At 66.9% G+C, this 6,696-nt stretch carries 9 protein-coding genes and 1 pseudogene; 5 read left to right on the top strand and 5 right to left on the bottom strand.

Going from position 1 to position 6,696, the window contains the following annotated elements; all coding sequences use genetic code 11:
• Together RMO30_RS09510 and pknB are read left to right on the top strand one after the other, a co-directional pair.
• Positions 1-572 (top strand): annotated as a pseudogene (locus RMO30_RS09510) (PASTA domain-containing protein); the annotation flags it as partial.
• A gap of 31 nt (positions 573-603) precedes the next feature.
• A complete protein-coding gene (gene pknB / locus RMO30_RS09505) occupies positions 604-2,337 on the top strand; it encodes a Stk1 family PASTA domain-containing Ser/Thr kinase (protein ID WP_309712491.1) in 1,734 nt (577 codons plus the stop codon).
• A 12-nt stretch (positions 2,338-2,349) separates the two neighbouring features.
• On the opposite strand, the gene RMO30_RS09500 is transcribed toward pknB, so the two are convergent.
• The 3 genes from RMO30_RS09500 to RMO30_RS09490 are packed head-to-tail and all read right to left on the bottom strand — an operon-like array spanning position 2,350 to position 3,940.
• Positions 2,350-2,988 (bottom strand): glutamine amidotransferase-related protein, encoded by a 639-nt coding sequence (locus RMO30_RS09500; protein ID WP_309712488.1) that lies wholly within the window; start codon positions 2,986-2,988, stop codon positions 2,350-2,352.
• Entirely contained in the window at positions 2,985-3,143 is a 159-nt protein-coding gene (locus tag RMO30_RS09495; RefSeq protein ID WP_309712486.1) for a hypothetical protein, read from the bottom strand. The genes RMO30_RS09500 and RMO30_RS09495 overlap by 4 nt, the downstream gene beginning before the upstream one ends.
• On the bottom strand, positions 3,143-3,940 hold the full coding sequence (locus RMO30_RS09490) for a class E sortase (protein WP_309712484.1): 798 nt from the start codon (positions 3,938-3,940) through the stop codon (positions 3,143-3,145). The genes RMO30_RS09495 and RMO30_RS09490 overlap by 1 nt, the downstream gene beginning before the upstream one ends.
• A 71-nt stretch (positions 3,941-4,011) precedes the next feature.
• Between RMO30_RS09490 and RMO30_RS09485 the strand changes: the two genes are divergently transcribed.
• Positions 4,012-4,263, top strand: coding sequence for a cell division protein CrgA (locus RMO30_RS09485; RefSeq protein ID WP_309712481.1), 252 nt, complete (start codon positions 4,012-4,014; stop codon positions 4,261-4,263).
• 63 nt (positions 4,264-4,326) lie between these two features.
• Here the strand turns inward: RMO30_RS09485 and RMO30_RS09480 are convergent, their stop codons facing one another.
• Both RMO30_RS09480 and RMO30_RS09475 read right to left on the bottom strand, forming a co-directional pair.
• Positions 4,327-5,076, bottom strand: coding sequence for a rhomboid family intramembrane serine protease (locus tag RMO30_RS09480; RefSeq protein ID WP_309712479.1), 750 nt, complete (start codon positions 5,074-5,076; stop codon positions 4,327-4,329).
• Between the two features lie 179 nt (positions 5,077-5,255).
• Positions 5,256-5,795, bottom strand: coding sequence for a peptidylprolyl isomerase (locus RMO30_RS09475; RefSeq protein ID WP_309712474.1), 540 nt, complete (start codon positions 5,793-5,795; stop codon positions 5,256-5,258).
• Positions 5,796-5,912: 117 nt separating this feature from the next.
• Here RMO30_RS09475 and RMO30_RS09470 point away from each other — a divergent pair, with 117 nt between their 5' ends.
• Together RMO30_RS09470 and RMO30_RS09465 are read left to right on the top strand one after the other, a co-directional pair.
• A complete protein-coding gene (locus RMO30_RS09470) occupies positions 5,913-6,458 on the top strand; it encodes a hypothetical protein (protein WP_309712471.1) in 546 nt (181 codons plus the stop codon).
• Positions 6,459-6,549: 91 nt separating this feature from the next.
• Complete coding sequence (locus RMO30_RS09465; protein WP_309712468.1) at positions 6,550-6,675, top strand: hypothetical protein; 126 nt, start codon at positions 6,550-6,552, stop codon at positions 6,673-6,675.
• The last annotated feature ends 21 nt before the right edge of the window (positions 6,676-6,696 follow it).

Genomic DNA, 6,696 nt, shown 5'->3' with positions numbered 1-6,696 from the left:
ACAATACCCCGTCGCCGTCGAACACCAACGCGTCGCCCTCCGCGACCCCGTCGACCACACCGACGAGCAACCGGGTGAACATCGACCCCGACGACTACGTCGGCCGGCCGTTCGACGATGTGCGGCAAGAGCTCATCGACCAGGACCTCGTCGTTCTGGAGGACGATGGCCCGGCGGCCCCGTCGCCTGACCTGGTCGGCGCGGTCTCGAGTCTCAACCCGACCGGCAACGTGCAGAAGGGCTCGACGATCACCGTGAAGGTTTACGGTGCGTTCCCGAACCCGTCGGCGCCGGAAACGGCCAGCGCTCCGTTCGGGCCGCACCTCTCGGGCAGCGACGTGACCATCACCTTCCCGACCTATGGGGGATGCCCGAGTGGCTTCGGCCTGACCGGGTACAACTTCACCGTGAACAACGGCACCTTCCCCGGCGGCAACCCCGTTTCGGCGGGTGCGACGGATCTCACGATCAACCTCGGAGACCCGGGAGAGACCACCATCACTTATGTCGCGCTCTGCGAGGGCGGCATCACCTCGAACTCGTCGGGAACTCTCACCATCGCAGTCAGCTGACCGTGATCCTCGGGAAGTTACACTGACTGGCGTGACCGACACCTCCGCGGGACCCCGCCTGCTCGCGGACCGATACCAGATCGGCGAGCTGCTCGGTCGCGGCGGCATGGCCGACGTTCACCTGGGACTCGACGCGCGGCTCGGCCGCAAGGTTGCGATCAAGCTGCTCAAGCCGTCTCTCGCGAACGACCCGGCTTTCCGTACCCGGTTCCGCCAGGAGGCCCAGGCCGCGGCCCGGATGGCGCATCCCACGATCGTGCGCGTCTACGACGCCGGCGAAGAGATCGCCCGCGACTCGTCGGGCCGCGAACTGCAGGTGCCGTTCATCGTGATGGAACACGTCGAGGGCCACCTGCTGAAGGACCTCGTCGCTCAGGGCCCGATGTCGGCCGAACAAGCGGCGCACATCGTCGACGGCATCCTCACCGCTCTCGAGTACTCGCACCGGGCCGGCGTCGTGCACCGCGACATCAAGCCCGGCAACGTCATGATCACCTCGACCGGCCAGGTGAAGGTGATGGACTTCGGCATCGCGCGCGCGATCTCCGATTCCTCGGCGACGATCGCGCAGACGAGTGCGATCCTCGGCACCGCCCAGTACTTCTCCCCCGAGCAAGCGCGCGGCGAAGCGGTAGATGCCCGCACCGACCTGTACTCGACGGGCGTCGTGCTCTACGAGCTGTTGACCGGCAAGCCGCCGTTCCACGGCGAGACCGCGGTCGCGACGGCGTACCAGCACGTCAGCGAGGCGCCGACCCTGCCGAGCCGCCTCAACCCGGCGGTCACGCCCGCCCTCGACGCGGTCGTGATGCACGCCCTCGCGAAAGACCGGTTCGAGCGTTTCCAGAGTGCGGGCGACTTCAAGCACGACCTCGAGGCGGCGGTGGCCGGCAAGCTACCCGATCGGCAGCTGGTTCCGGTCGACGACTTCAGTTCGACGCTGTTCGGGGTGAATCCCAGCACGGGTGCGGCGTCGGAGGCGGCCCTGCGCCGGTTCGCCGACGGCAACGATGACGACCGGGTTCCGCGCACCCAGAGTCGGCCCCCGGTCGCTTGGATCTGGGGCGGGATCGCGATGTTTGTCGTCATCCTCGTCGCCGCCGTGTTCTGGGTCTTCTCCCAGCAGTCGCAAGACATCGTCGGTCCCGGCGCCGCGGTGGTCGTTCCGGATGTCATCGGGCTCGACATCGAGCAAGGCTCGCAGTTGCTTGACGAGGCCGGGTTGACCGTCAGCCAGACGACGCGATCGGACGAAAACGTGCCCGAGGGCGAGATCATGGAGCAGACCCCCGAGCCGGGAACGCGGGTGTCTCCGGGCCAGGAGGTGGACCTCGTCGTTTCGTCGGGTGCCCCGCTCGTCGACGTGCCCAGCCTCGTCTTCCAAGACCAGGAGGCGGCCAAAGCGACGATCGCCGGGCTCGGACTCGTCTACGGAACGACGACCGTCACCTATTCGCCAAACGTGCCGAGCGGCGTCGTAATGGGCATCATGGTCGAGGGCGACCCCGAGGTGCTCTCCTCGTCGACGCGCGTGCCTGCAGGTTCGACGATCGACCTCGTCGTCTCGAACGGCCTCGTCGTCGTACCCGATTTCGCGGGTCAGCCGGTCACGGCCGCCCAGGCAACCCTCAAGGGCGGCAGCCTGCAGCTCGGCGTGAAACTCGTGCTCGATAACGGGTGTACCGGCCAGACAGTCGTCAGCCAGTCGGTCATCGGCGAGGTGCCGCAGAAGACCTCGGTGACGCTGACCTACTGCTCGGGCTAAGGAGCGCGGGGGTCAGCCGAGTTTGACGAGCGGACTGAGCGCCTTTGCGCGCTCAGCGGCCTCGGGCAGCCCGGCGCTGGCGAGCCAGTTGCCGAGCATCCGGTAGCCGCCTTCGGTCAGCACCGACTCGGGATGAAACTGCACCCCGACGAGCGGCGCCGAGCGGTGCTGCACGCCCATGATGACTCCGCCCTCGGTGCGAGCGGTCACCTCGAGTTCGGCGGGAACGGTGCCGTCGACGACCGCGAGGGAGTGGTAGCGCGTCGCCCGGAACGGCTGCGGCACGCCCGAGTAGAAGTCGCTGTCGTCGTGCCGAATGAGCGACGTCTTGCCGTGCATCAACTCGTCTGCATGGGTCACCGTCGCTCCGAGCGCCTCGGCGATGGCCTGATGTCCGAGGCAGACTCCGAGCAGCGGCGATCCCGCGGCGAGCGCGGCGTGCACAACCGGGATCGACACGCCTGCGGCGGCCGGCGTGCCCGGTCCGGGTGAGATCAGCACGGCGTCGTAGTCGGCGACCCGCGACGCAGCCTCCGCGGCCGGGAACGAGTCGTTGCGGATGACTTCGGTGGACGCACCGAGCTGCTGCAGATACCCGTCCAGCGTGTAGACGAACGAGTCGTAGTTGTCGAGAACCAGAACCCGGGTCATTCGTTCACCGTCACGTCTTGCGGTGCGACCATCTGGTCGACCACCGGGAAGACCCAGTACACCAGGGCGGTCAGGATCACGGCAACCGCGACCAGCAGAATGAGCAACCGCACCCACCAGGGTCCGGGCAAGGTCCGCCATAGAGCGCCGTACATCAGCCGGCCCCCGTCACGTTCGAGGCGATCTCGGCCGGCACTCCGCCAGCTCGCGGGAAGAACGCGTCATACACGCCGTAAGCGATGATGCGCTCGGCGGTCGAGAAGAACGGGTTGCAGGTGGTGAGGGTGATGTAGCGCTCCGTTGCCTCAACGCCGGTCGCCTGCGGGACGGGATTGAGCACCCCGACCCCGGTCGGCCGCACGTACTCCAGGTTGCGGAAGGAGTACTGGTACCAGCCGTCGGGTGTCTCGACGTAGATGTGGTCGCCGACCTGCAACTGGTGCCGGTCGTGGAAGTTGCCGCCCCCGCTTGAGCGATGTGACGCGAGGGCGAAGTTGCCGAGGGCGCCGGGCATCTGCGTCGTGGGGTAGTGCCCGATGTTGCCCTTGTTGAGCACGCTGCTCGTGCTCACACCCTCCGCGATCGGGCGGTAGTAGTCGCCGCCGAAGCGCGGGATGATGAGGTTCGCGAACCGTACGGCATTCGCGGGTGCGGCCAAGACGGGAGGGTCGCCCGACTGGGATGGATCGCCGGCTTCGCTGGGTGGGACATCGGAGTAGCCAGCCCCCCAGACTTCTGCTTGCTCGACCGCCTCGCCGTTGAGTTGCCCGCCGACGATGACGTCACCAAGCCACACCTGGTAGCCGAGGAACGCGAGCACGAGAGCGCCCGCGGTGATCAGCAGCTCGCCGATCACGCCGACCACAGAGAGGCGGCGGTGCGGTCGCAGCGGCGCCGCCCTGCCCGAGGGGCGAGGGGCGACCTCGACCGACGATTCGACCCCGTCCGACATGACCTCGATTCTACGTCGCACCGCCCGATGTGCGGGTCGCGCTCCGATCGGCCTCGGTTAGACTGCTCCGCATGGCTCGACCCAACACGTCACCCACTCCGCGGAAGGCCGACTCCGGCGAAACCGAACGTCGCGAGAATCTTCCGAACCCGGTGTGGTTCAAGCCGATCATGTTCGGCTTCATGCTCCTCGGGCTGGTCTGGATCATCGTCTACTACCTGAGCCAGGGTTCGTGGCCCATCCCCGGCATCAACGAGGCGAACATCGCGATCGGCTTCGGATTCCTCATCATCGGGTTCTTCATGACGACCCGGTGGCGCTGAGCCCGAATTACAGCGCTGTCATTCTCTCCACACTGTGGATGGGCCTGTGGATAACCGAGTCGCTCAGAGTGCTGAGCGCACGATGGCCAGCACGATGAGGCCGACGACGACCGCGGCGATGATGAGATACGGCGTGCGGGCTTTCGAGCTCGCACGGTCGTCGTAGCGCTGGAACAGGTAGGTCGCCCCCGCGCCGGCGATCAGTCCGCCGATGATCTGCGGCAGCGTAAACCCGCCGAAGGCGATGTTGATCAGCAGGTTGATGCCGATGATGATGAGCGCCTGGGCGCGGGCTGGCGGGTATGCCCAGACGAAGATCAGATACGACCCGAACATTCCGAACAGCACCCCGCTCAGGCCGAACGCGGCGTTGCCGGAAAGCACCATCGCCGCGCTGCCCACTCCCGCCGCCGCAAGTGCGAGAACGAGAAAGCGGCCGCGCCCGAGGTTCTTCTCGACCGCAGGCGCGGTCAACAGGATGAATACGCCGCTCAACAGGATCGCGATCAGATAGAAGAAGTCGTTGGGGTACACCACCGGGGCGGTGAAAAACCGCCACACCTGCAAGCTCAGGCTCGGCGTCACGGCGAGGAACAGGAACGGCAGACCCCCGGTGAACAGGCCGCCAAGCCAGAGCACCACGGTCAGCCCGACAATGCCCCAGCTGAGCACGGGTGCCTCGGATCCGGGCCGCAGCATCTGCCCGATCGCGCCCTGCCACCCCGAACCCGACGACGCACGCTCAGGACGCGACCTGACGGGTCGCGCCTTGGCTGCCGGGCGTCGCGCCTCACCGGCACCGCGCCAGGTCACCGAGCCACCCACCTCGCGGACACACTCGGGGCATTGAATGCCGACCGGCGCGAGAATCTGGCACTCCGGGCAAATCGTTCGCCCGCAGCGCTGGCAGAGCACCCAGCTCTCGCGTTTCGGGTGCCGGTAGCAAACATCCGGTGAGGTTTCGGCTTCGGTCACGGCTTTGATAGACCGGGTCAGACCGAGTCGACCGAGATCGAGGTGATGACGACATCCTGAAGCGGCTTGTCGCGCCCGTCGGTGTCGACCGCCTCGATCGCATCGACGACCCGCTTCGAGTCGTCGTCGGCAACCTCGCCGAAGATCGTGTGCTTGCCGTTCAGCCACGGAGTGGGAACCGTCGAGATGAAGAACTGCGAGCCGTTCGTGCCGTGACCCTGCTGGATTCCTGCATTCGCCATCGCGAACAGGTACGGCTCGGTGAAGTGCAGCTCGGGGTGGATCTCGTCGTCGAAGTTGTAGCCGGGTCCGCCGATCCCCTTCCCCAGCGGATCGCCAGCCTGCAGCATGAAGTCTTTGATGATGCGGTGGAAGATCACGCCGTCGTAGAGCGGGGTGGTCATTCGCTCACCGGTTGCGGGGTGCTCCCACTCCTTCGCTCCGGTGGCAAGACCAATGAAGTTCTCGACGGTGACGGGGGCGTGGAACCCGAACAGGTTGACTCGGATGTCACCAAGGGTCGTGTGGATAGTCGCGACAGCGGTGGGCGAAGGCATTCCGCCATTCTGTCACGGCGTCCTTGGCCGATGATGGCGCGCGGCACAAGCCCTACGGACTGATCGGGAGCACGTGGCAGGATGGGTACGTTCTCACACACAACCTCGGAGGTCGACATGGCACTCTCACGTCAGCGCCAGCGCGAACTGAAGCGTCTCAAGCGGGATGCCGAGAAGCTCTGGGATGAGCAGCGCGATGCCATTGAGCACGCGACTGCTGTGCTGAAGGATGCCCGCCGCCAAGCCGCGAACTACGCGCGCGAAGAGGTTCGCCCGCGCGTTCGAGAAGGCTTCGGCGCCGCCCGCGACGGATTCGGGGTCGCCCGTGAAGCGGCATCCACCGCCCGGGAGCGTTTCACCGATGAGGTGCTTCCGGCGATCACCGGCACGATCGGCTCCGCGCTCGCCGTGCTCGAAGCCGCCAAGAACCCCGCCGTTCGGGACGTCGTGCGTCGGGTGACCAAGGCAGGCCAGAAGGTCGGCGTCGTCACTCCGCCGAAGTCAGCCGGCCCGGGCCGGTACATCGCGATCGCGGTCGGCGTCGTGGCCCTCGCCGGCATCGCATACGCCGCCTGGCAGACCCTCCGTGCCGACGACGACCTGTGGATCGAAGACCTCGGAGACCCGGGCAGCGCCGACATCGGCGACGACGACGAGTTCTGACGCCCCGGTACGTCCGGGTTCTGTTCACCTGACGCGGGCGCAGGCCCGCCGCATCGCAGTACGTGCACAGGGGCTCGCCGCCGATCGGCCGGTGAGTGTGGTCGAGACGGTACGCCGCCTCGCGGTCGTGCAGGTGTATCCCTACGCCGACATCGCCCCGAGCGCGATGGAGGATCTGCCGCTCTTCCTCGCGCAACTCGCTCTGCCGCCGGCGTAAGAGAAGACCCGCGAGTGGCTC

Origin of the sequence: Pseudolysinimonas sp., assembly GCF_031389465.1 — a bacterium.
In the GTDB taxonomy this organism is placed as follows: Bacteria; Actinomycetota; Actinomycetes; order Actinomycetales; family Microbacteriaceae; genus Pseudolysinimonas_A.
Note: the sequence above shows the minus strand (reverse complement) of the source record. Positions and strands in the feature narration are given on the sequence as shown.

Bases quoted from the DNA above. Each gene is read 5' to 3' on its own strand.
- RMO30_RS09500 (WP_309712488.1), bottom strand. From the start codon at position 2,988: ATGACCCGGGTTCTGGTTCTCGACAACTACGACTCGTTCGTCTACACG.
- RMO30_RS09495 (WP_309712486.1), bottom strand. From the start codon at position 3,143: ATGTACGGCGCTCTATGGCGGACCTTGCCCGGACCCTGGTGGGTGCGG.
- RMO30_RS09490 (WP_309712484.1), bottom strand. From the start codon at position 3,940: ATGTCGGACGGGGTCGAATCGTCGGTCGAGGTCGCCCCTCGCCCCTCG.
- RMO30_RS09485 (WP_309712481.1), top strand. From the start codon at position 4,012: ATGGCTCGACCCAACACGTCACCCACTCCGCGGAAGGCCGACTCCGGC.
- RMO30_RS09475 (WP_309712474.1), bottom strand. From the start codon at position 5,795: ATGCCTTCGCCCACCGCTGTCGCGACTATCCACACGACCCTTGGTGAC.
- RMO30_RS09470 (WP_309712471.1), top strand. From the start codon at position 5,913: ATGGCACTCTCACGTCAGCGCCAGCGCGAACTGAAGCGTCTCAAGCGG.